The 25,447-nt window shown below is 53.3% G+C and carries 7 protein-coding genes; 2 read left to right on the top strand and 5 right to left on the bottom strand.

The window, feature by feature from the left end; translation table 11 throughout:
* Window positions 1–6: 6 nt before the first annotated feature.
* Window positions 7–1,932, bottom strand: a complete 1,926-nt coding sequence (locus RIC19_RS24535) for an ABC-F family ATP-binding cassette domain-containing protein (RefSeq protein ID WP_350181033.1) — start codon at window positions 1,930–1,932, stop codon at window positions 7–9.
* Between the two features lie 161 nt (window positions 1,933–2,093).
* On the opposite strand from RIC19_RS24535, the gene RIC19_RS24530 reads away from it, so the two are divergent.
* Entirely contained in the window at window positions 2,094–2,240 is a 147-nt protein-coding gene (locus RIC19_RS24530) for a hypothetical protein (protein ID WP_350181032.1), read from the top strand.
* A gap of 54 nt (window positions 2,241–2,294) precedes the next feature.
* Entirely contained in the window at window positions 2,295–8,264 is a 5,970-nt protein-coding gene (locus RIC19_RS24525; RefSeq protein ID WP_350181031.1) for a T9SS type A sorting domain-containing protein, read from the top strand.
* Here the strand turns inward: RIC19_RS24525 and RIC19_RS24520 are convergent.
* The 4 genes from RIC19_RS24520 to RIC19_RS24505 form a co-directional block, all read right to left on the bottom strand.
* A complete protein-coding gene (locus RIC19_RS24520; RefSeq protein ID WP_350181030.1) occupies window positions 8,254–10,245 on the bottom strand; it encodes an OmpA family protein in 1,992 nt (663 codons plus the stop codon). The genes RIC19_RS24525 and RIC19_RS24520 overlap by 11 nt on opposite strands.
* 307 nt (window positions 10,246–10,552) lie before the next feature.
* Window positions 10,553–18,742: a choice-of-anchor L domain-containing protein gene (locus RIC19_RS24515; RefSeq protein WP_350181029.1), complete on the bottom strand. Its 8,190-nt coding sequence runs from the start codon at window positions 18,740–18,742 to the stop codon at window positions 10,553–10,555.
* A 182-nt stretch (window positions 18,743–18,924) separates the two neighbouring features.
* Entirely contained in the window at window positions 18,925–21,999 is a 3,075-nt protein-coding gene (gene secDF / locus RIC19_RS24510) for a protein translocase subunit SecDF (protein ID WP_350181028.1), read from the bottom strand.
* Between the two features lie 160 nt (window positions 22,000–22,159).
* A complete protein-coding gene (locus RIC19_RS24505; protein ID WP_350181027.1) occupies window positions 22,160–25,417 on the bottom strand; it encodes an amidohydrolase family protein in 3,258 nt (1,085 codons plus the stop codon).
* Window positions 25,418–25,447: the final 30 nt, after the last annotated feature.

Raw genomic sequence — 25,447 nt, 5'->3', positions numbered from 1 at the left:
TGGTGCCTATTCGTATTCCATCATCTCGAGTTGGGCGAGTTCCCAGACCTCTATGGCATCTTCCAGGGCGGCTTTCAGGTCAGCGTGCTTTTTGGTGATCTCTGCGGCATCATCCTGCATGTAAAACTCAGGATTAGACATGGTTTTTTCCAGTGCTTTGATCTCCGATTCTATCTTTTCCACTTTCTTTTCGGCATTGGAAATGGCGCGCTGCAGGCGTTTGCGTTCTTCATAGCTCAGTTCTTTTCTGGGCGCCTCTTGGGCAGGCTGTGCCGCCTTCGGTTTTCCGGTCGACTGACTGATTTCGACATCCCGCATATTATCGAGCTGTCGCCTTTCCAGGAAGTAATTGACATCGCCCAGGTGTTCATGCAGTTTCCGGTCGCGGAATTCAAGGGTCCGGTCTGTGAGGTTAGCCAGGAATTCCCGGTCGTGAGAGACAATGATCAGGCTGCCATCATAGTCCTGAATGGCGCGTTTGAGCACGTCTTTGGAAGTAATATCGAGGTGGTTGGTCGGTTCGTCCAGTACCAGCAGGTTGAATGGGCGCAGCAGAAGGCAGGCGAGTGCCAGGCGGGCGCGTTCTCCTCCAGAGAGGACAGAAACCTTCTTATCAGCATCCTCCCCGCTAAACATAAAAGCACCGAGGATGCTCCGCAGCTGTGTACGCATTTCGGCGGGGGCATAGCTCTCCATCGTTTCCAGCACGGTCAGTTTAGCATGCAGGCTGTCGGACTGATTCTGGGCGTAGTAACCGATCTCCACATTATGGCCTAATCCCAAATCTCCACCGGTAAGGGTGAGTTCGTTAACGATGATTTTGGCTAGAGTGGTCTTTCCCTGACCGTTTTGCCCTACGAAAGCCACACGGTCGCCCCGGTCCAGCTTTAAATTGACATTATCCAGTACGTTGAGTGTACCGTAGCTTTTGGAGAGGTTTTTTGCCTCCAAAACGACCTGCCCGGAACGGGGAGCAGGTGGAAAGCGGAGGTTCATAGCAGCCGTATCAAATTGTTCGACCTCTATGCGCTCAATTTTATCGAGCTGTTTTTGCATAGACTGCGCCATCTTGGTTTTAGTGGCTTTGGCCATGAAGCGGTTGATGGTCCGCTCTTTATCAGCGATGACGCGCTGTTGATTTTCGTAAGCCGCCCTTTGTTTTTCCCGTCGCTCTTTGCGCAGCTCCACATATTCGCTGTAGGCCGCCTTGTAATCGTAAACCTTACCCAGCTCCACTTCTACCGTCCGGCGGGTCACGTTGTCCAGGAACTGCTTGTCGTGAGAAATTACAATGACGGCTCCGGCGTAGTCTTTCAAAAATTTCTCCAGCCAGATGATCGACTCAATGTCCAGGTGGTTGGTCGGTTCGTCAAGAAGGAGGTAGTCGGGGCGCTGCAACAGCATTTTTGCCAGTTCTATCCTCATTTGCCAGCCCCCACTAAACTCATCAGTCAGGCGGTCCATATCCGAGGGTTTGAACCCCAGGCCGGTAAGGACCCGTTCCGCATCGGCTTCCATCGTTTGCCCGCCGAGAAGCAGGAAGCGGTCATTGACTTCCGAAAAATCCTCCAGTAATTTCATGTAGGAATCGCTCTCGTAGTCGGTACGTTCTGCCATTTCTTTGTTGAAGGCCGCGATTTGTTTCTCCATTCGGCGGACTTCATCGAAAGCGGTGAGGGTTTCGGCCATGACCGTTTTGCCCTTGGGCAGGCTCATCTCCTGATGCAGGAAGCCCAGGGTGCTGCCGGAGGGGCGGTCTACATTACCATCGTGCGCAGACATGTACCCGGCAATGATCTTGAGCAGGGTCGACTTCCCTGCACCATTGCGCCCCACCAGGCCAATCTTATCCCGGGCTGTAATGATCAGGTTGACCCGGTCGAGCAGGGTGCGGTCCCCGTATTTGATGAAAATATTATTGATATTGATCATGACGTTGCGCTTTAGGTGCGGCTATTGCCCGGAGGACTTGGCATAAAAGCGCTGAATTCCAGGGGCATTTACGCTATTTGCCGCAAAGGTAAGAAATACGTGTGACCTTTATCACTCCAAGAGCGCTCCGGTAACTTTACCTTTATGAAAAATAGTCTGTTATGTCTGCTAGCTGGGGTACTTATATCATTATTTTTCTGATTGCCGCCCACTTCGTGGTTGGTTTCGGCTTTCTGATTGCAAAGTTGAGCGGTCCGGTCAAGGAAAATCAGCCTGTCGAAGAAGAGGAAGCCTCCGAAGTCGGTTAATACATCGAATTCTTACTATTTTTGGGGTAAATTGCCAGCGAAAACTGTATGCTGATGAACTCCCCAATGCCGAACTATCTACTTTGCCTGCTTTGCTTCCTTTACCTGCTTAGTGCGCAGCTCTCTGCACAGAGCGTGGTCATTAACAACAACACTTGTGATATAGGCCTCAACCTCAAAGACGGAAGTTGCGACCCGAGCCTCAACGTTATTCCGGAACCCGACGAAATCGTGATTAATGTGAACGGGGCTCCGGGCACCACTTTGGGTGTGGATGTGGCCTTGCAGGAAGTACAGCTGATTATCCGGCATACCTGGGCTAATGACCTCGACTTATCTTTGCGTTCCCCTGCTGGTATTGAAGTGTCGCTTTCTTTCGACAACGGTGCGGGAGAAGACAACTACGGCAATCCGGACTTCCCGGACTGTGGGCAGCCTGTCCGGTTTACGATGGGCAGTTGCCTGCCGGTAGCCGCTTCTGCTCCGCCCTTTACCGCGGAGCCCCTTCGCCCTCAGGGCAGCTTTTTTGATTTTAACGATGGCAGCACCGCTCCCAACGGCCCCTGGGAGTTGGTCATTTGCGATGATGCCGAAGGCGATATCGGCCGGCTGGAATTTGTCAACCTGGTTTTTGCTCCATTGAACTGCCAACCTGTGGAGACCCTAGAGATTGTGGGGTCGGACACCACGGCAGTCACCCTCAACTGGGCACCGGAAAGCAGCTGTGGAACCACCCTCCTGGAATATGGCCCGATAGGGTTTGCACCTGGCACCGGGCTGACTGCCGGAGCGGGCACCCTGTTGTCCTATAACGGTTGCCCACCCTATACGCTTACCGGGCTGCCGGCAGAAACCGATTACGAAATTTACATCCGGAAAGTCTGTGGCAGTGATGTCTCAGAGAATTCGTGCCCGGCTGTATTTTCCACCGGCTGCAACCCGCCGGATATTACCCTGTCTACGGGTTTTGAGGCGGAAGGGCTTTGCGGTACGCTCTGTGATACCGATTGCCCGATAGGCGGCCCCTGGCAAAACAGCAGCCAAAACGATTACGACTGGCTGGTTGCAACCGGCCCGACCCCTACATTCGGCACCGGGCCTGAAAGTGGGGCAGCTGCTTCCGCACAGTATGTCTACCTGGAAGCTTCCGGTAACAACTGCGGTACCAATAAAACGGCCTACCTCGAGTCCAACTGCATGGTGCTGGACAAGCAGGGGACGGACACCTGCCATTTTTCTTTCCAGTACCATATGTTTGGAGAAGGGGCCGGAAGCCTGACTTTGGAAGCCTCAGATGATGGTGGGTTCAATTGGGCGCCACTTTGGTCGCGTTCCGGGCCACAGGGCAGCGACTGGCGAAAAGTCTACATCGCCCTTAGCGATTTTGAAGATGGGGATACCCTCCGGTTGCGCTTTAAAGGGCAGGAAGGGAGTACTACCCGGGGAGATATCGCCCTGGACAATTTGCAGTTTTACGGCGCTACGCTACTGGGGGCGCCCGGCTTTACCTTTTATGTAGACGCGGACGGCGATGGCTTCGGTGATATCACTCAGCCGGTCCACACCTGCCTGAGTACGCCACCTTCCGGCTTTGTCGCAGTGAGTGGAGACTGCAATGACAACAACCCTGCGATCAATCCGGGGGCGGATGAAATCCCCTGTAATGGATCAGATGAGAATTGCAATGGTTTGGCAGACGACCCGCTTTTGCCACCTCCCAACGTAGTCAACGATACCATCTGTTCAGGAGCTTCAGCTCTGCTTAGTATTTCTTCAGAACTCAATAACAGCCTTTTCTTTTGGTACCCGACAGCAGAAGCTACCAATTTCATTGGGTTTGGGCCCAATTATTCACCTTCGGCGCTTTTGATTAACGACGGGCCTGAGCCTGTGGTTTACACTTATTACGTTGAAGAACGCAACCTGACTTGTGTCTCCGCCAATCGCGCAGAAGTGCAGGTTGTGGTGAATCCTACACCGAATACCGCCCAGCAAACGGTGCCTGAAGTATGCCCGGACGATTCGCTGAACCTGGAGAGTATTATTATTGCTGATGCCAACTTTACCGGGAGTACCCTCACCTTTCATACCGGCAGCCCCGCCACTGAAAGCAATCAACTCCAAAATACCGTAGTCGCCCCTGGTATCGGCAACAACTTTTATTACAAGGCTACGGCGGATTTCGGATGTTCTGATGAAGCGGCGCTGCAAATCGACTACAAGCCCGGCCCTGCCTTGTCGTTTGTTCCCGCTGATTCCTTTGTGCTCTGCCAGGAAACCACTGCACTGTTGGGCGTACAGGCAAGCGGAGGCGGGCAACCGTATACTTATCAGTGGAGCACCGGAGCAACCGGTACGGAAATTGAGGTGGAAGCCGGTTTTCAGGCCGGGGTCACCAATACCTATCCGGTAACCATTACCGATACACAGGGCTGCTTCACCGTTGACAGTGCACGGGTGAGGACCATCGTTAGCATTGATTCTCTGCGGAGTTTTGTGACCAATGTCAGTAGTTGTGATGGCACGGATGGCGCGATCATACTAATCCCTTTGTCGGGGGAGCCGCCCTACGATTACAGCTGGGAAGGGGCCAACGGTATTGCGGGCAGTGCGTCTGGCCTATCGGATACTCTGGTAGTGAGCAATCTCCCACAAGGCAACTACCGGGTTTCCGTTACCGACAGTTCGGATGAAGGCTGTCAGTTAATTATTCGGTCGGTCCTGGTGAATGGGCCGGGAGCAGCCGTACAGAATATTAGTGTTAGTGATGTCACTTGCCCGGAAAGTCAGGACGGTTCCGTTTGCCTGACGGTTTCCGCCGGGGCACCGGTATTCGAATGGAGCAATGGCGGCTCAGCAGCATGTATTAATAATTTGGCAGGAGGTTTTTACAGCGTCACCGTGACGGATGGCGACTGTCAGACTATAATCGACAGTATAGAAGTGGCTACCGCTACACCCCTGCAATTGAGCTTCAACAGTACCGCACCCTCCTGCGCCACCGCCACGGATGGCACGATTGCTGCCACGGCTTTTGGCGGTACGCCCCCTTACAATTATCTGTGGAGCAACAACATCAACTTTTCCAACCCTTTTGACCTTGTAGCTGGCACATACACCCTCACCCTCACAGACAGTAAAGGGTGCGAATTGGTGGAAAGCTACGAGCTGCTGGCACCTGACCCGCTACAATTACAACTCCTGGACCAAAGAGATATGCCGTGCGTAGGGCAGGAAGAAGGCCGTATTCTGGTGGGTAGTACCGGTGGTACCCCTCCTTATTATTATCAATGGGCGGATGGCAGTGATGCTCCGCTGCGTGTCAATTTGAGTGAAGGAACATATCAGGTCACGGTTACCGACTTTCAGGGCTGCACCGCTACGGCAACGTACGCCATAGCAGCACCTCAGCCGCTGGCGCTGGCGCTCATTGATACGGACAACCCCACCTGTGTGGGCGAAAAAAATGGTTCCATTACGGTGAGCGGAAGCGGTGGAGTTCAACCTTATTCCTACTCTTGGAGTGAAACGGGCACCGATAGCGTACTGGCTAATCTTGCTGTTGGTACCTACTTTGCTTACCTCACGGATGCCAATAACTGCCCAGGAGATACACTGGAAGTGGTGCTTGCTGCCACATCCGAGCCTGACTTTACAGCACAAGTCGTACAGCCTTTATGCGAAGGCCTGGAAACCGGCAGTATCACCCTCAATCCGCAGGGCGTGCCACCCTATCAGTATACCTGGAACACAGGCGCAACAACGAATGCAATCAGCAACCTGCCGGTGGGTGCCTATGGTGTACTGGTGGAAGATGGGCAGGGTTGTCTTTACGATACCACTTTTGTGATCGCCGCACCGCAGCTCTTTGGCAGCGCTATAAACATCGTACAGCCAGCCTGTGATAATACGATGGATGGCCTGATCAATGTGACTGCTACACAAAACCCCGGCGCTCCGCCCATCCAACCTCCCATTCATTACCGCTGGAACGATGGTATTCTTGGCCCTAACCGGATTGGGATTGATGACGGGGACTATGTGGTGTCGATATCCGATGGGCGGGGTTGCGAGCTTATCAGCGATACTATTGCTATCGTAAGCCCGGCACCGCTGCAAGCCGGACTGGAAGGGCTTGGCCCCATTGCCTGCCGGGCGGATTCTACCGGCTTCATTGAGGTGGATACCCGGGGCGGTACGCCACCCTACGGCTATAGTTGGATCGGCACTGGTATTGAAACGGAAGACCTGTTTAACATCCCTGCGGGCTCTTACCGGTTGGTTGTCGATGATGCCAATGCCTGCTCTTACGATACGACGTTTGTTTTGAATGAACCCCCGGCTTTATCCGTAGCTATTGGTATAGAAGCAGAAGATATTTGTGAGGGCGGGGAAGTAGATGAGCTTCAGGCGATCGTAAGTGGAGGCGTGCCCGGCTACCAGTACAGTTGGAGCAACGGGGTGGATCAGCCGCAAATTCCCAACCCGGCTCCGGCTGATTACGGACTGACCGTCACGGATACCAATGGCTGCGAACGAGAAGCCCTGCCGGCCAAGGTCAAAGCATTCACTTCTGCATTTGAATTAGACACTTTTTATACCGTCAACGTCAGTTGTAATGGTGCGGCCGATGGTTGTGCTGTCGCCAGTATTTCCGGCGGTTCTTCCAATTATCAGTTTCATTTCAGCAATGGGTATTTAGAGGTGACTGACACGAACACGGTCTCGATCTGTAACCTCAGCCCCGGCAATTACCGGGTCACTGTGACGGACTTATCTACCGGCTGCAATGAAAAGTCGCCACTCCGGCCATTGAGTCAGCCCGAGCCTTTGTCTCTGACCCGGGACAGCATCCGAATGGTTCCATGTTTCGGGGATTCGACCGGAGGGATCTTTACTTCTGTTACCGGGGGGACGGGGCTCTACAGTTATTCCTGGTTCAACACCAATAATCAAGTGTTCGATGCTGTGGCGGACCTTACCGGTATCCCCGCAGGCACCTACACAGGTGTAGTGATTGATGAGAACGGATGTACCGATGCTGTGAATGCAGTGGTGACCAATGCGCACCCTGCCATTACGGCCAGTCTTCTTAGCCTTGAGCCTGTGGTTTGCAGGGGTGCCCTTACCGGCAACGTCGAGCTTGACATCATGGGCGGTGTTCAGCCGTATGGCTTTGCCTGGAGCAATGGCGCTTCTACTGAGGATCTGAACCAGATAGCTGCAAACAACTACAGCCTTACCGTTACAGACCAAAAAGGGTGTCAGGCTGTCTTCGGGCCTTACACCATTGAAGAGCCGGATGAAGCCCTGACGCTGGGTGTGGTGCATTATGATACCGTGCGCTGTTTCGGTGGGCAGGACGGCAGGCTTGCTGTAGATGTGGTGGGCGGCGTACCCGGCTATACTTACGAGTGGTTGTACGGCGGGCAATTACTGCCCTTTACTACCGACAGTATCTTTGACCGCCCGGCGGGGCTGCATCAGTTGAATGTCGTTGACAACAATAACTGCCTGCGCACTTTTGAGTTAGATGTCCCACAACCGGAGCGCCTTGAAGCCACAGTGAGTACACTGCCTGATCCACTCCAGGCAGTAGGGCAGGGCGTTGGAGGCACGCCTCCTTATACCTACCTGTGGAGCACCGGCGCTACTACGGATACCATAGACATACCGGTATCCGGTACTTACACCCTGATCACTACGGATGCCAATGGGTGTACAGCAACCGCAGAGGAAGAGCTGGTCGAAACCGTTGCTTACGAATGGCTGGAAGCCGTAAAACTGTTCCCTAACCCTGCGAGTGATTTCATTCAACTCGAAGGCACTCTGAAAGCACCAGCCCGGTTATCGCTCTTTATTGCCGAGGTCAGTGGTAAGTTGGTATTCCATCAGGCCTTACCGATGCAGAAAGCCTTTCAGTACCGCATGGATATGGCCCAATGGCCGGCAGGCACTTACTGGGTGCTGCTAAAAACAAAGGGGCAAACGGTTTACGCTGCCCCTGTTGTCCTTACTCGATAATCTTGAATGTCGTTCGCCGGTTGATTTGGTGTTCTTCCTCCGAACAACGGCTGCAGATACAATCGGCTTCCGGCTCGCTCTCGCCGTACCCGTAAGCGACGAGCCGCCCGGGGTCGATGCCCAGGGAGATCAGGTAATCCACTGCGGCTTGTGCCCGGCGCTGAGCCAACTCCTGATTGTAGCGGGCACTGCCCCGGCAGTCTGTATGTGAACCCAGCTGAATGCGGATATCGGGGTTCAGCTCCAGGTTGCGGGACAGTTCTTTAAGCGTAGGTTGCGCATCTTCGCGGATATTGGCTTTGTCGAAATCATAGTAGATATTCTCCAGCCTTATCTCCTTATCCATGAATATACGGTCCAGTACAATTTCGATTTCAAACTCCTGTACCGGATTGTTGGGGTCGCGCCCGATGCCCCGGGTGGAGAAGGTAGCTTCATTTTTCAGGTAGCCTTCTTTGGCGGCAAGGAATTGATAATCAGCATCTTCTTCCAGTTCGAGCTCGAACATGCCGTCTTCTCCAACTTCAATGACTTCCTTTTTGGGGCCAAACCGTATGGCTACCGTAGAGCCTGGTAGGGGTTTGCGGCCCAGCACAACACTATTGGGGTCAGTAGGCACTTCGTAAAGCTTTTCAAGTACAAAGCCTTTAAGCAGGAGTTTGTATGCTATTTCTTTAGGTGGTTCTTCATTCTGTACGACTTCTTCTGGTGGTAACTTACGCTTGGTAAACCGGTAAATATCATCATTGCCAATGCCTTCCTCACGGCGGGAGGTGAAGTACCCAGAGTAAAGGACGTCCTCATCTTGCTTAGTTGCATCATAGTCGATGATATATCCAAAGTCATCCGAGCCGGAGTTGATCGGTGGCTTCAGGTTGTAAGGCGAAGACCAGCCCCGACCTTGTAGCTGATAGGTCTTGAAAATATCCAGACCGCCCATGCTGGTATGCCCCCGGGAGGAAAAGTAAAGCGTATCCTTATCTACAAAGGGGAACATTTCATCTGCCTCGGTATTGATCACGCGGGTCATCAGCTGAGGAGGGCCCCAGGTCCCGTCGGTCTGCCGTTCGCTGTAGTAAAGGTCGTGGCCGCCCCAGCCATCAGGGTGGTTGGCAGAGAAGTAAAGGCGTTGCCCGTCTTCAGAAAGGGCAGGCCCACCGTAGTTGACGTTTTCTTCCATGAATGGCAGCGGTTGTGGCAGGCTCCAACTGTTGCCATCGACTTCAGCCCGCATAATTTTGCAGTGGTCTGTGCCCCATTTGCCCCCACCAGTGCAGCGCGTGAAGTAAACCTCCGTGTAGTCGTTATTGAAGATGGCTGTTCCTTCGTTATCTTTTGTATTGATTGGCCCGGAAAAATCAGAAACGGTATTGGACTCCAGGTCTACCAGGAACAGGTCAGAAAAAGCGTTGCCGGTCCAGTTGTAGGTATCATCACCGGTGCTTGTGGCCCGGTCTGAGGTGATCACCAGTTGATTGCCTTTGTACAGCACAGGTGCGTATTCGGCCCGGCTGGAGTTAAAGCCCATGACCTCAACTTCGTATTCCTGGGGGAGTTCTTTCCAGCCCTGTGCAATCTGACAGGCGCTGATCTCCCGCCGGTACTCATAGGGGCTGCCGATTTCAATGCCGAGGTCTTTGAAGGCCCGGGCTGCTTCTTCGTAGCGTTCGGCTTGTTTCAGAGCAAAGGCATATTCCCGGAGCGACTCCCACCCGGCCTGATTATCGTAGGCAATCTTATACCACCGAATGGCTTGGTCGCTCTGATTCAGGTTTTTGTAAGATTCCCCCATTTTGTAGGCAATACGCCCCTTTTCGACTCGGCTTTTGGACTTGTCATATTCTTTCTGCAGGAGCTCCAGGGCTACTGCGTACTGCTTGACCTCAATAGCCGTTTGCCCGTCTCTGACTTTTTCGGTGTAGGTGCAGCTACTAGTGGCTACCAAAAGGAGCGCTATAAGAATTGAAGAGTACCGGATCATAGCTTTACTTGGGTTTGAATGATATAGGGAACACGCTCTAAAAAACGACTAACACTGCCCAGAATCTTCCTTTTGAGCCTGGTTTTTAACGGTCGTACCCCCACGAAGTAAACGCGGAATGAATCTTCCAGACCAGTTTAGGGTAGACGCTGTTGACCTACCTGAGCAACACAGCGCATACACCAATAAAAACGCCGGAGGTGTTTTTTTGTTGCCAGGCTCCTTAAAATGAAGGCCGCTCCAGCAATGCTAAAGCGGCCTTCCGTCCTGTAGTTTAGAGTTGATTGGGATTTTGCTCTACGGCAGTTTAACGGGTCAGTTGTACATCGCCCTCAAAAATCTCAACGGTACCATCAACGAATTCGATCTCGGCAAACCAGGCAAATACGGCATTATTCATTAACTCGCCCCGGAACATGCCGTCCCATCCGTGCTCCGGATTGTTGGGTGAGAGGTTGTAGCCTTCGAAAACAGGCTCACCCCAGCGATTATAGATTTGGAAAGTACGGATTTTTTCCACCGTCCCGTTCCGGGCAAAAATATAGAACCAGTCATTAGTGCCGTCTCCATTCGGGGAGAACGCATTGGGTATATAAACGATCTGCGTCCGGTCTACAAAAAGCCGGAACGGTGCCTGATCGATACACCCGTTTTGGCTTACCACCGTCACGAGGTAGTCTGTGGTCCGCAGTGGGTTAGCGGTTGGCCGCAGACAGTCAGCGCAACTGAGGGTATTGGCGTTAGACCAGAAAACCTGTGCGATCTGGTTGGGCGTAAGGTTGGTCTGCGCATTGATATCAATGCTTTCGCCAAATTCGATGGTCGCTTCGGCCGGGTCAATGATGGTTACCGTGGAGTCTGGCTGATTAATGGCCGCGTTGGCTTCGAAGGTACAGCCATTCTCATCCTGTACAATCAGCTCGTAATTGCCAGGGCTTACATCCGCAAAGAGGTTATCCGGCTGATAGGTTTCGCCACCATCTATAGAAAATGCGTAGGGCGGTGTGCCACCAGTTACCTGAGGGAAACGAATGGTGCCCGGATCGCCGTAGCAAGGTGGCTGAATGAGGTCAAAACTAGCTTCAGGGATGGGTTGTGTTACCAGTACTTCGTCCTGATCGGTACAGCCGTTGGTGGTATTAGTCACCATAAGCGTATACAAGCCCGGCGCATCAATCACCGGCGCGGTCGTGGTGGCACCGGAGGTGAGATTGCCACCAATGGTGATCCATTGGTAGACTATGTTCGCACCCTGTTCTGAATCCGAACCATCAAGAGTAGCCGTGTTTTCCCAGCATTCGAGTACGAAGCTGTTGCCGGCATCGACCGCCGGAGGGGTGATGTCCTGGTCCACCACTACCTGATTGGTATTGGTGCAGCCGGTAAGCACATTCTCAATCGTCAGCAGGTAAGTGCCCGGCTGATCAATGGATACGGACAAGCTATTGGTTTCACCAACGAACTGCCCGTCTTGTGTAGACCAGTTAAAGTTGAAGCCATCTCCCTGTGTACTGGCGCTGGCATCAAGGGTTGCGGTCTCGACTGCGCAGGTGAGGGTGGCGGGCGGTGCGAATATCACACTGGGCAATCCCACGTCCTGTGTAATTTCTACAGCATCCGTGCTGGTGCATTGGTTGAAATTATTGGTGACCAGCAAGGTATAGGTGCCCGGCAGGTTGATATCGGGGTTTAGAGTACCTGTACCGCTCAGGACGCCAGGTCCCTGCCACGCATAGGTGAAATCTCCGGTACTGGAGCCGGCCCCGCTGAGGGTAAGGCTCGGGCTGTCGCAGTTGAGTTCCTGCCCGGTCCCGGCCTCGGCAACCGGCGCGAGGGTATCCTGAACAACGGGAATGCTCAGCTCGCTGCTGCAAAAATTAACGGTATTGGACAGCGTCAGGGTATAGGTGCCGCCGCTGCCAACCGTTGGGCTGTTGGTTTGCCCTCCGGAAAGGATCTGCCCGTTGGCGGTAGCCCAGTTATAATCGAATACAGCACCATTACTGGACGCACTGGCATCAATTTCCACGCTGGTTGTCGCACAGGTCAGCGTATCCGGTGTCAGGGCGGCGGCGACCGGCGCAGCGATATCCTGTTCGACTACAATACTGGCTACCGCATCGCAGCCATTACCGGTATTCTCAATAAGGAGGGTATACTCGCCCGGTGCATCAATAGTCGGCTGCAGGGTTTGGCTGCCGCTGTTGATATTGCCATTTGAGGTACTCCAGGTGTATTGGAATAAGGTACCCTGACTACTGTTGCCGGCCTGTAATTGCTGCTCCAAAACCGCACAGTTCAGAACTTGCGGGTCTGCAATAGCTATGGTCGGGGTGAGGGTATCCTGGGTGATTTGAACTGCATCAGTAGAGAGGCAGCCGTTGAAGTCATTGGTTACTGAGAGTGTATAGGTGCCGGGCTGATTGACTTCCGGGGAAAGCCCGTTGTTGCCGTTGATCAGGCCGGGGCCGTTCCAGTTGTAGGTGTACCCGCCGATGCTTGAGCCGTTACCGGAAAGAGTGAGGCTCGGGAAGTCGCAGTTGAGTTCCTGAGCAAGGCCTGCTTCTGCCACCGGTGTGATGGTATCCTGTACCACTTGTACTTCCAGGGTGCTGACGCAGTTGTTTTCGGTATTGGTCAGGGTGAGCAGGTAGTTGCCACCGCTGTTGACCGATGGGGTGGGGGAGGTACTGCCACTTTGCAAGTTCCCGTCAGGGGTGCTCCAGGTGTATTGGAAGATCGTCCCGCTACTGCTTGCGGTAGCATCCAGCTGCAAACTAGTCAGGGTACAGGTCAGGGTATCGGGCGTTGTGGCTGCGACCACCGGTGGGGTGATATCCTGGTCAACGTCAATACTTTGGCTACTGGTACAGCCATTATCGGTATTGACAACCAGCAGATTGTAAGTGCCGGGCGCATTGATGGTGGGCTGTAGCGTACCCGCCCCGGCTGAGATGGTTCCGTTAGCGGTAGTCCAGCTGTAGCTAAAGTCTGCCCCCTGTGATGATCCTGCTGCATCCAGTGATTGCTGAGTCAGGGTACAGTTGAGGACTTCCGGGTCTTCAATAGTGGCATCCGGAGGGGTTACATCTTGCGTTACCTGTACCTGATCCGTGGAAGTACAGCCGTTTTGAGTATTGGTTACCAATAGTTCGTAGGTGCCGGGTGCCTGTACAGCAGGGGTCAGCCCATCGGCTCCAGAGTTGAGGTCCTGGCCTGACCAGTTGTACAGGAAGTTGCCCTGACTGGAGGCGGTGGCATCCAGATTGAGTAACGTATCGGTACAGGTAAGGCGTACGGGGACACCTGCTTCAGCTATTGGGGCGAGGGTATCCTGTTGCACACTTACGGTAGTCAGGCTCTGGCAGCCATTGCTATTGTCGGTCACCACAAGTGTGTAAGTGCCGCCGCTGCTTACGGTTGGGCTGAGCACATCAGTCTGCCCGTTAATTTGCCCGTCTGTGGTGCTCCAGGTATAGGTAAACTCATTGCCCTGGCTGGAGGCACTGGCATCGAGTTGAAGGCTGGTTACGTTACAGGTTAGCACATCAGGAGCCAGAGCTGCCGCCGTTGGCGCAACGGTGTCAATAGTTACTGCGACCTCGTCCAGGGCTTCACATTGATTGTCGGTATTGAGTACAGACAACTGGTAGAGGCCTGGCTGTGTAGCATCTACAGTAGGATTTCCTGCATTGGGAAGCGGGTTGCCATTCAGGGTCCAGGTGTAAATTAGGGGCCCGTCCTGACTGGTGTTGCTGCCCCCGATGCTTACGGCACTGACCTCGCAGTCGAGTATGCCATCGGCGCCGGCATCCGCCTGAGGAATGGCAGTATTTTCCACTACGGTTATGGCCTCTGTGACGGTGCACAGGTTATCGGTATTCGTGATTTGCAGGGTGTATGTTCCTGCCTGTAGTGCCGTGATGACCGGATTGTCGGTGGCTTCATTGAAGTTGCCATCCGGTGAAGTCCATTGGTACAGGAGGTTGGGCCCTGCATCAGAATTGCTGGCATCAAGGGTAGCCGTTGGGCTGTCGCAGTCGATCTGCGGGTCTGCATCAACGGTGATGCCTGGCAGGGCTATATCTTCGTCTATGTTTACACTGCTGCTATTGGTACAGCCGTTACCCTGATTGGTGACTAGCAGGGTATAGATGCCTGGAGCATCAATTACAGCATTGAGTTCACCTTGTCCGGCCACAATATTACCGTTGCCCGATTCCCATGTATAAGAGAGTGGGGCGTTACCGCTGGCATTTGCCTGAAGGGTATAGGTGGTGTCTGCACAGTTGAGCGTCGTGGCCGGCCCGGCGTCTACGGACGGGGTTTCCACATCCTGATCCACAGTTACGCTGAGGCTCTGCACGCATTCATTATCAGTATTGGTGACCTGCAGAGAGTAGGTACCCGGGGCATCTGTAGACAACTCCGGCGTGGTAGCGCCACTCAGCAGATTGCCATCCGGTGTAGTCCACTCGTACGCTAGTGCGTTGCTGTTGGCAGTGGCGCTGCCAGCTAGCGCAATGACCGTATCTGTACACGTCAGCGTGGCGGGTGGTGCAATGACAACCTCCGGGAGTAGCGTATCGATCTCTACCAAAATGGTCGTAGCGGCGCTACAGCCGTTATCGGTATTCAGGACCTCAAGCTGATAAGCGCCTGGCTGATCAATACCAGGCAACTGATTATTATTGGTGCCAATAGCCGAAGTGTCCGGGACCGTCCAGGTGTAATTGAAATTATTACCTGCGCTGGATGCCGAGCCATCAAGTGTAACGCTTGAGGTGCCACAGTCAAGCACTTCCGGGGTGGCAATATTTGCTTGTGGTGGCGTAATATCCTGTTGCACGTTGACCTGAGCCGTGGTGGTACAGCCATTCACCGGATCGGTTACTTGCAGGCTATACAAGCCCGGCTGTACAATAGACTGCTCCAAGGGGCTTATGCCCTGTGGCAGCGTACCGGCTGGCCCGCTCCAAGTCAGGTTATTTTGTCCACTATTGGTACTGGCGGTACCCTGCAGGAGTAAGCTGTCGTTATAGCAGTTAAGGATGCCGGGCACGGGCAAATCAACCTGGGGCGTAATGGTATCAATGGTGATGATTAGTGCTGCGGTGTCGTAACAGGCAATACTCGGAGCGGAAATCACCAGTTGATACTCACCCGGCCCATCAATGACAGGGGTCAGCGTGCTCGATCCGCTGACAATATTACCATCTGCAGTACTCCATTCGTAAATACCGTCTGGCCCGAGGTTGGAATTTTGAGCGTCAAACTGTAAAGTGGTATTGTTACAATCGAGCACCTGTGGGCCATTGATGATGGCCACCGGCAGGTTATCGTCTTTAATAATGGAAACCGTATCAATGGAAGTACAGCCGTTGATGGTGTCTGTTACTTCGAGTTGATAAAGCCCACCAGCATTAACGGTAGGGTTGAGGGCATCCGCACCACTTAGAATGTTCCCATCGGGGGAGCTCCAGCTGTAGATAAAATTGTTGGTGTTGCCGTTGGCGCTGGCACCAAGGGTGGTTTCCGGTTCTTCGCAGGTAAGCTCGGCACTCGCACCGGCATCAATAGCCGGGGGCGTGGTGTTCTGTCCGATGGTGACGGAGCTGCTATTGGTGCACCCGTTTTCGGTATTGGTAACCGAAAGGGTATAGTTGCCCGGTGCATTAACCGTTGGAGCCAGAGTATTGGCACCGCTAGTAATAGCAGGGCCCGACCAGGCATATTCGAAGGCGGTGCCCGTACTGCTGCCGTCTGTATAAATCTGTATTTCCGGGACGTCGCAGGTGAGGGTCGCAGGGGCTAGGGCAATAACCGGTGGTGCATTATCGGCAGCAACGGTTACGGTGTCATAAGCCACACAGCCATTGACGGTATTGGAAATTGTCAGGATGTAATCTCCGCTCTGTTGGGCAAAAGCGGTAAGCCCATCGGTAGGCGGTAGCCCGGGGCCGGACCAGGTTGCTGTGAATTCGGTGCCCGTAGAGGAGCCGGTGCCATCTAATGTTACCGCGGGCTGAAAGCAGGTTACGGTATCAGGGGTATCAGACTGTACAGTGGGTAAGTCAAAGTTTTCTTCCACGATAGCTGAAGCCGTTGCCGTACAACCTGCATCATCCGTAATTGTAACGAAGTATTCTCCTGCCGGCAGATTGGCAGGGTCTTCATTACTGTCGCCATTACTCCAGCTAAAATCATAACCCGGTGAGCCACCACTCACCTGTAAGTCTATACTACCTCCATTGGGGTTCAGGCAGTTGACACCTTCGGTGGAGGCAATGCTGCCGGTAACCAACTCCGGTTCTTCCACTTCCACCTGCACGGTATCCGCACACCCGTATCCGTCCACGATGTAAGCTTCGTACAAGCCCGGTGCAAGCCCGGTAAGGTTGTTGCTTTCGTCGGGCAGAGCCTGATCGTTGGAGACATCGTACCAGCTGAAGTAGAACGGGGGCACTCCTCCGCTTACATTAATGGCAATTTCCCCATCGGTCGCCCCCGTACAGGAAACGGGCTCCGCATCCGCTTGTGGGTTGAGGTCGAGCAACTCTATGAAAGCAGTACCCTGTACCTGCCCCACACAAGTCGGATAAGCCTGTGGCGCTACATATTCTGCCTGGTAAAAGCCAGGCGCATCGACTTCGAGAATAAGTGGGTTTTCTGTTGCTACAATTTCTGGCTGCGGCACCCCATTAAGGGAGTAGGCGAACAACCAGGGGCCAGCCCCCTGAAAGGTCACTTGTAGCTGAGCGGTGAAGGGGGCTTCACAAAACTGCGCCTGTCCGGACAATAGTGCTTCAGATGCCCCACTTACGGTGACAGTAGCATCGGTAGTGGAAGTAAGCCCGCACTGATCCGTTACCGTGACGGTGTAGGTCGTGGTTTCATTGGGGGTCACTGTGATATTGGAACCGGGCGAACCATTACTCCAGGCATAACTGAACCCGGGCAATCCACCACTTACCGTAGCGGCGAGCGATGCCGGCTCCCCGGGGCATACTTCGACCGGCGGCACCGTCACATCCAAGGGCGGACTGTCCTGTATGATGAGTTCTATAGTACCGTTGATACAGGAACAGGAGTTTTCAATTTCCAGAATGATGCTTTCCTGCCCTTCCACCAGGTTATCCTGAAAAACATCAATAGGGATTTGTATTTCGGACTGACCAGGAAATGCAGTGACCGAAAGGGGGAACCCGGCATAGTCTACCCCTGGCGTTGCTGTACTATTTGGCGAGACGATGAGGTTGACGGTGCGGGTGGTGGACAGGTCGCCACCTACGTTGAGGGTGAAATAGCCATCTGAGCAAGCTTCATAAGTGATGTTGCTATTGGTGGTGGGAGAGAAAGCCTCCCCTGTAGCCGTACCACCGGCTGCGAAGCTGTTGGCCTCCAGGAATACCGCAGAGTCGTAGATGCCGTCGCCTACATCACCTACCAAGAGCCGGATGGTGTAGGTTTCGCATTCCTGTACATTAGCGATGGCGGTGAGGACTTTGGTGAAACCATCAAACTCAATATCGTTATTGATGGTGCCGGCGCCGCAACTGCCGGAGTTGGGTACAAAAAAGACGGTGTTGTCCTGATCATTGATGTTGTCGATGGTCACGCCGATGCCTGAACCGGGCAGAACAGCGATGTTCTCTCCATTACCGGTGAAGCCGCCATTGATGCCTGGGCCACTGATGAAAAAGCCGAAGACATCATTATAGCCGGCGTCCACAAATTCACAGTACTCTTCAGAGGCAAAGGCATACCGGAACGTAATATTATCTACGGTTGGCGTAAACTGGAACTCAATGCCCGAGGCATCAAAAACAGCATTGGCGCCTGCCAGGTCAGCCAGATCGGGATGGCTTCCGCCGCCCATGTTGTTGCCGGTGCTGCCGGAGTTGTTCGGGCCGGTGGCATCGGTAACATTACCACTGGAAATGATGACGCCGGAACCAATACCAATTGAGGAGTCTCCCATGCCAAACTGTCCCGCACTTGATGCATTACCAATCACGCTAACGTTGGAGACATCGAAGCAATTACCACCGATGAATATATCTTGGATCAGTGTAAGGGCATCCACACCGGGGCTGACGGTCAGGGCGGCGAGCCGGTTTTCGTCTGCTGGCCGTTCGCAGCTTTCGCAGCTGACCGATAGAATGAACCTGGTTTTGGATGTTCCTGGGTTTAACTGGGCTACCGGAATACTCTGGCACGGAGCCGAGGCGGTAAAGCTGTAGGTGATTTCCGGCGTGCCGCCATCAGTCAGGAAACGGACCTCTCCACCCTGTTGCGCTTGCGGGCTTAACCAGAGTTGGTACTGCTCACCGGGCTGTAATTGGCAAAGGGTTAGTGCAAACGGGCCATCAGCCTGCGTGGACAGCCGGTGTCGTGACCGGGTCTGCTCCAGGTTGACCACAATAGGATCATTGTTGGCTTCTGTCACAAAGGTAAGTAGAAGGAATAATGGGGCAAGGAGTATGTGTTTTCTCATATTCTGGAATTTAGGTGTATAGACACCAATTGTTCTGTGTGCAAATATGTTTTCCTGATTTTACAAAAGATAGGCCGTTATTCCACAATAAAGATATGGTTATTTACTCAGCCAGAAAAAAAAAGGGCTAATCCTTTGCAGGATCAGCCCTAATTCCATTGAATTATGTTGTGAGTGGGTTGCTACCGTGCAGCTTGAGCTGCCTTGGAGAACCCTTTCTTGTCTGAATTCGTTTCTTTCGCCCGAAGCTCGCCGGTCAGGTCTGACATGATCGGTGTCGCCACGAAGATCGAAGAGTAGGTACCCACAAGGATACCGATGAGCAATGCGAATGAAAAGCCCCGGATACTTGAACCGCCGAAGAAGAACAGGATAGCGACCACAAACAGGGTGGTCAGCGAGGTGATGATCGTACGGCTAACGGTGCTGTTGACCGCGCGGTTGATCACTTCTTCCTTAGAGCTCTTCGTGTAGTTGTTCAGGAATTCCCGGATACGGTCGAATACGACAACGGTATCGTTAATGGAATAACCAATCACGGTCAGAATCGCTGCGATAAAGGCCTGATCAATCTCCAGTGAGAAGGGCAGGATACCGTGGAAGATGGAGAAGATGCCCATAACCACGAGGGTATCGTGGAACAGAGCGGCTACTGCACCAAGGCTATACTGCCACTTGCTAAAGCGGATGAAGATGTACAGGAAGATAAACAAGAGGGCAAAAGTAGCCGCGTAGAATGCACTTGACTTGATGTCATCGGCAATCGTTGGGCCTACCTTACTTGAGCTCTCCACGTGTGTACCTTCGCCATCCGGAGCCTTGAATTGCTCCAGGTCGAGGTTACCGCCAGTGATGCCGTTAACGCCGTTGTACAGCGCCATCATCACTTTCTCATCAGCGCCCTCTTCGGTAGACTCTACGAGATAATCAGTTACAACGTTGTAAGTGTTTTCTGTATCTACAGACTTTACGATCGGCTCATTGCCTTCGAATGCCTCCGTCAGTGCCGTGCGCAGCTCAGCAGCTTCCACCTCCGTACCTTCAATAGTTACGTTGTAAGAGTAGCCACCTTTGAAGTCAACGCCCAGCTCAAAGCCACGGGTTGCCATTGAAACAAGGCCTGCGAGGATGATCGTACCCGAAATGATGTACGCCATCTTACGCTTGCCCAGCCAGTCAATGGACAGGTCAGCAAAAGCATTCTTAGAGAAGCCTGTTGAGAAGGACATGCTGCGATCTTTCTCCTTCAGCCACTGATCGATCATCAGGCGGCCTACCAATACCGCTGTGAACAGCGAGGACAGCACACCAATAATCAATACAACAGCAAAGCCTTTGATTGGGCCAAGACCGAAGTACGCCAGAACGAAGGCGGTCAGCAGGGTCGTCACGTTGGCATCGATGATCGCAGAATAAGAATTCTGGAAACCATCGCTTACCGCCATGAGCAGCGATTTGCCATCCCGTAGTTCTTCCCGGATACGCTCGTAGATGATCACGTTGGCATCCACTGCCATACCGATGGTCAGTACGATACCGGCGATACCAGGGAGCGTAAGTACGGTACCGTAGGAAGCCAGTGCACCGAAGATGAAGAAAATGTTCAGGATCAGTGCCAGGATGGAAACGATACCGCCACCGCCGTAGTAGGCGATCATAAAGAGCAGTACGAGAACGAAACCAACAGTCAGTGCAATGGTGCTGTTACGGATATTTTCCTCACCCAAAGATGGGCCCACGAGTGCTTCCTGAATGATCTCTGTTTCAGCTGGCAACTTACCAATCTGAAGGATGTTGGACAAATCCTTGCCTTCCTGAATGCTGAAGTTACCTGTGATTTGAGAATCACCGGTCAGGATAGGGTTGATTACCCGTGGTGCAGACACCACTTCATCATCCAGTACAATAGCGATTTCGCGATTGTTATCCTGTGCAGCTTCAGTGGTCAGCTGTCCCCAGATTTTGGCACCGGTGTTGTCCATTTTCAGGGACACCGCCACCTCATTGGTCTGAGGGTCAGGGTTGGCACTTGCATCCACCACGTGGTCACCAGTCATAGCAGGCTTACCGTCGCGGGCAGGCTTCAGGCCATAAAGCTCGTAATTGTCAGTAACCTCATTGGTCTCGTAGTTCTTCATCGGGTCTTTACCCCAGCGCAGGACCATATCCCGTGGGAATAAAGACTTGATTTCCGGCTTAGCCAGAAGGCTGTCGATATAACGACGCTGGTTTTTCTTGGCAAAACCAAGTACTGACAGACCTTGTGCACCTGTGGAATTCAGGGTCAGCGCTTCGAAAAGCGGACCAGATTGTGATGCACTGCCGTAGATGGTATCAATACTTTCAATTTCACCAGCAATCTCATTGCCCAGCGAATCGGTTGCCAGAGTTGTGTCAATACGCAAAACTTCCCGCTCCACTCCGCTGCCGCTCATAGACTGTGCCAGGCGCTGATTGGCCTCCATAAAGGCTTGCTGTACACCGGGGTCAGAAATGCGGAAAACGTTAAAGAACTCAAGCTTCGCAGCTGCCTGCAGGAAATTACGGGCACGCTCCGGGTTGTCAATGCCCGGCAGCTCTACGATGATCAGGTCGCGGCTGGCATCCAGAGAAACATTCGGCTGGGTTACCCCCAGCTTATCAATACGCTCTTTGAGGAGCTTAAAGGTCAGGTCTACTGTTTCGTTCGCCTTTTCGCGGATCACCCGTACCACTTCACCGTCGCCGGTTTCGTAGTTGATCTGATCGCGTAGGGCTTCGTTGCGGGTGAAGATCGGAGCGAGTTTTTTATCGCCCTTTACCTCATTCCACGCATCAAAGAATAGAGAAACAAAGTCGGCCTGTTCGGTTTTCTGCGCTTGAGATGCTCGGTTTAACGCTTCCTCAAAAGTCGGATCCTTGCTGTCGTTAGCTAACGCTCTGATAAATTGCCGCAAATCAACTTGCAGCACGACGCTCATCCCTCCTTTGAGGTCGAGGCCGAGGGCCAGTTGCTGTGACTTTAATTCCTGATACGTGTAGCTCTTCAGCAGAGGAATCTTAAATACCTCTTCCGAAGACATGGAGTCCAAAAACTCCGCGCGCTTCATTTTGAAGGCGGTCTTCTGAAGCTCTTCCGACAGGTTTTGGGTCGACGCGCGTGCGTACTCCTCAGCAGCTTTCTCAACTTTCTGCGTGGGCAGAATGAAAAAGTACTGAACGAGTGTTACGATCGTCATGACCACAAGGAAGAACTTCACTACTCCTTTTCCTTGCATAACTCGAAGTGACTTTTAGAAAATGTTAAAAAATGAGCATCCGTCTTTCTTTGCAGAACACCTAAGCCGCTGATAAATAGCGCTTTCTGTGTATCCTTTAAAGAAAAACTGCGCAAATATACGTGTTTTGGGGCGCTAATGAAACCTTAAGGTGTATTTATTACCGTTGACAAGCACACTGCGTTGGCATCAGCGAATTCGTATCAGTCATCGTTGGCCAGGAATTACCACTGCCTTCCAGTTCGAAATAAAAAGGCTTGCGCTTATTGTCGTAGTTCCCTGCTTCGTTCATGGTCGCTGCATCGTAAAGGCGGCCGTTGACCATAGTGTACCGGACCGATTCAGAATTCCGGATGTCCTCCAGCGGGTTTTTATCAAGTACAATAAGGTCGGCCAGCTTACCTGCTTCCAGGGACCCAATCTGATGGTCCATACCCAGGTACCTGGCACCATTCATGGTTGCGCAGCGCAGCGCCTGATGATTGCTCATCCCGCCTTGTTCCAGCATCCAAAGCTCCCAGTGGGCGCCAAGGCCCTGCAATTGCCCGTGGGCACCGAGGTTGATGTTGACACCATTATCCTGCAGCTTTTTCAGGGATTTGGAAGTCAGGATATGCCCGTTTTCGTATTCCTCATCCGGGACCATAGTCCGGTGTCGGGCGCGCGCATCCACTACGGCTCTCGGCGTAAAGGAGAGCAACCGGTCTTTTTCCCAAACATTGGTCTTTTGGTACCAGTAATACTCACCGTTGATCCCCCCGTAGTTGACAATAAGGGTAGGAGTGTTGTGGGTCTGGGTTTGAGACCAGAATTGGACTACATCGTCGTACAGCGGAGCGACCGGTATATTGTGCTCCACACCGGTATGGCCATCGGCGACCATGCTCATATTATGGTAAAAGAAAGAACCGCCCTCCGGTACCACCAGAATATCGAGCTCCCGGGCGGCCTGCATAACCTGTTGCCGTTGCTCCCGCCGGGGCTGATTGTAGCTCTTCACGGAGAAGGCGCCAAATGCCTTGGTCCGGCGGATGGCCGAGCGGGCATCATCGAGGTTGTTGATCACCGCCTTGAAGTCGCCGTCTGCACCATATAATATGGTACCGGTAGAAAACAGGCGAGGGCCTACCGTTTCCCCGGCTTTGATCATCTCAGCGTGAGAAAAGATCATTTCCGAGTTGGAGGAGGGGTCATGAGCGGTAGTCACCCCATAAGCGAGGTTGGCATAGTAGTACCAGTTTTGTTGTGGGCTCAGCCCGTAGCGGAAATCGCCAAGGTGCCCGTGCACGTCTACCAGGCCCGGTATTATGGTCTTGCCTTTACAGTCGATGATTTTAGCAGATTTAGGCACCTGCACTTTTTTGCCGATCTCCCGGATCAGGTTGCCTTCCACCAATACCGTTCCGTTTTCAATAACTTCATCGCCCTTCATGGTGATAATACGGGCATTGGTAAAAGCTAAGAAGCCTTCCGGCTGATCGGCTTTCAGCTCCAGCCCGATACGCAACCCAACGGTGTCCATAGGCGGCAGGCTGTCGAGGCCGCCTTTCAGGAAGCTGAACCGCTCCGTGAGGTCATCGCTGAAGAGCTCCTCGCCCAGTGTCCAGTAGAGCCGCTTGCTGTCTGTGGACCAGTGAATGTTGATGCCGGCATCACGGGCGACTTGCGCTACGGGTACCGCTTTAGTCTTGGCGCTCAGGCCAACGGACTGGCCCGTATGGGGCATAGGCGCAACGTAGACTTTGTGCAGTTCTGACCAGGCTACCCACTGATTATCGGGGCTGAGCACAAACCGCTGGGCGTATTTGCCATCGAAGTGCTTCTTATCGTCACTCCCATTGGGCTTGATGCTATGGTAAGCCTTGGTAATACTGCCAAATAGATAACCGCCGCTTTGGTAAAAAATACGGCTGCCATCAGTACTGAATACGGGGTATTCTCCTTTAGGGGTTACCAGGGAAGGCTCCCCGCCGTTTACTGACAAGGTATAGATGCCAGGCTCCTTGCAAAAAGCATAGCCCTGATGGCCATTGCCGCCATCTTTGCGGTAAACGATGGTTTGCCCGTCTGGAGAAAACCGGGGCGTCCGGTAGATGCCCCGGGCTGAGGTGAGCTTTTTGCGCTGCCCGGTGGAAAGGTTCAGCAGTTGTATAGTGCCCATCTCCTGGTCGTTCCAGGTGACATAAGCCAGCGATTGCCCGTCCGGGGAGAAGGCCGGTTCAAACTCGAAGTCTTCGGCATCCGTCAGGCGTTCGGGTTTCCCGTCGGGCAGGGCTTTTTTCCAAAGGTGGCCGACCGCAGAAAAGACCAGCATCTGTTCGTCCGGTGCGGTCACTGCGTGGCGGATGACCTTGGCGGTAAACTGTTCGTCGAAGGCGTTATTCCTGAAGCGGACAGTCTCCTGAAACCGGTGTTTGGCAGTCGCCTCGAAGGGGATCTCCGTAGCTTTGCCGGTCGCTACCTCTACTTTCCAAATTTTGCCCTGTCCCCAGATGATAATGTGCTTGTCGTCGGGTGTCCAGTCAAAGCCGGTATACACGCCAAAGATGGCCCAGGCTTCCTGCTGATCCTTGCTTAGCCCATCAAAGAGGGGGAAGTTCTGCCCGGTTTCCAGATCGTGGATAAAGAGCACAGACTCCGTCCGGATCCGACGCACAAAGGCCAGCTTCTGCCCGTCGTGAGAAGCCTGAGGGCGGCAGGCGCCCCCGGGGCCGGAAATGAGGGTCTTTTCCTCTCCCTTTTCCCGGTCGTACCGCTTGATGACATAAATCTGGCTGTTCGGGTCTTTATTGTATTGGAAATAGCCACCCGGGTACATGTCTTCGCTGTAGTAGACGTAGCGGCCATCGGGGGAAACGGCAGGCTCGTTGACGTCCTGCTGGTCATTTTTGCGCTCAGTGAGTTGCAAGCCACTGCCGCCGGTTTTGTGGTACATCCACATTTCGCCTGCCCCTAGGGAGCGGGAAGAGGTGAAGTGCTTGCGGGCAACGAAGTATTCACCGTCGGGCATCCACACTGCGTTGTTGAGCAGGCGGAAGTCTTCCTTCGTCAGCTGTTTGGCGGCACTGCCATCGGCATCCATCACCCAGATATTATCGCCGCCCCCGGCATCCGAGGTGAAGAGGATTTGACGGCCGTCCGGGCTGAATCGGGGTTGTACTTCCCAGGCCAGCCCTCCGCGCATCAGGGTGGCATCACCACCGGTTACCGGCATGGTGTAAATATCGCCTAAAAGGTCGAAGGCAATGGTCTGCCCATCCGGGCTCACGTCCAGGTTCATCCAGGTCCCCTCCCCGAAGGTCAGTTCTTCTTCGTGGTGCTCGCCCGGTGGATTGTTGACATCCCAGGTCTTTTCTTCATCTTGTGCAAGGAGGCTGCCGGGTACCAGCAGTAGTAAAAGGAATAATCGGAAATTCATTATCTGGTTAGTTTGTATGCAGAATAAGGA

This window comes from Phaeodactylibacter sp. (genome assembly GCF_040219495.1).
In the GTDB taxonomy this organism is placed as follows: domain Bacteria; phylum Bacteroidota; class Bacteroidia; order Chitinophagales; family Saprospiraceae; genus Phaeodactylibacter.
Note: the sequence above shows the minus strand (reverse complement) of the source record. Positions and strands in the feature narration are given on the sequence as shown.

What these genes read in the sequence shown, in the direction of transcription:
- RIC19_RS24535 (WP_350181033.1), bottom strand. Translation starts at nt 1,932, where the DNA reads ATGATCAATATCAATAATATTTTCATCAAATACGGGGACCGCACCCTG.
- RIC19_RS24530 (WP_350181032.1), top strand. Translation starts at nt 2,094, where the DNA reads ATGTCTGCTAGCTGGGGTACTTATATCATTATTTTTCTGATTGCCGCC.
- RIC19_RS24525 (WP_350181031.1), top strand. Translation starts at nt 2,295, where the DNA reads ATGAACTCCCCAATGCCGAACTATCTACTTTGCCTGCTTTGCTTCCTT.
- RIC19_RS24520 (WP_350181030.1), bottom strand. Translation starts at nt 10,245, where the DNA reads ATGATCCGGTACTCTTCAATTCTTATAGCGCTCCTTTTGGTAGCCACT.
- RIC19_RS24515 (WP_350181029.1), bottom strand. Translation starts at nt 18,742, where the DNA reads ATGAGAAAACACATACTCCTTGCCCCATTATTCCTTCTACTTACCTTT.
- secDF (WP_350181028.1), bottom strand. Translation starts at nt 21,999, where the DNA reads ATGCAAGGAAAAGGAGTAGTGAAGTTCTTCCTTGTGGTCATGACGATC.
- RIC19_RS24505 (WP_350181027.1), bottom strand. Translation starts at nt 25,417, where the DNA reads ATGAATTTCCGATTATTCCTTTTACTACTGCTGGTACCCGGCAGCCTC.